Annotated in this window: 1 protein-coding gene; it reads left to right on the top strand. The window is 69.5% G+C overall.

The window, feature by feature from the left end; all coding sequences use genetic code 11:
- Positions 1–6 precede the first annotated feature (6 nt).
- On the top strand, positions 7–498 hold a 492-nt coding region (locus P3W85_RS32060; RefSeq protein ID WP_276267719.1), incomplete at its 3' end, for an aldehyde dehydrogenase family protein.

Raw genomic sequence — 498 nt, 5'->3', positions numbered from 1 at the left:
GGCACCGTGCGCGCCGCTTCGTCGGACCGCTTTGCCGACGTCTTCAACCCGGCCACCGGCGCCGTGGCCGGGCGCGTGGCGCTGGGTTCGGCGCAGGACGTGGACGCCGCGGTGGCCGCCGCGCACGCGGCCTTCCCGGCCTGGTCCGAGACCGCGCCGCTCAAGCGCGCGCGCATCCTGTTCAAGTTCAAGGAACTGCTCGACCGCCACCACGACGACCTCGCCGCGCTGATCACGCGCGAGCACGGCAAGGTGTTCTCGGACGCCAAGGGCGAGGTCACGCGCGGCATCGAGGTGGTGGAATTCGCCTGCGGCATTCCCAACCTGCTCAAGACCGATTTCACCGACAACATCGGCGGCGGCATCGACAACTGGAACCTGCGCCAGCCGCTGGGCGTGGTGGCCGGCATCACGCCGTTCAACTTTCCGGTGATGGTGCCGATGTGGATGTTCCCGGTGGCGCTGGCCTGCGGCAACACCTTCGTGCTCAAGCCGTCC

The organism is Cupriavidus basilensis (genome assembly GCF_029335485.1).
GTDB classification, from domain to species: Bacteria; Pseudomonadota; Gammaproteobacteria; order Burkholderiales; family Burkholderiaceae; genus Cupriavidus; species Cupriavidus basilensis_E.
Note: the sequence above shows the minus strand (reverse complement) of the source record. Positions and strands in the feature narration are given on the sequence as shown.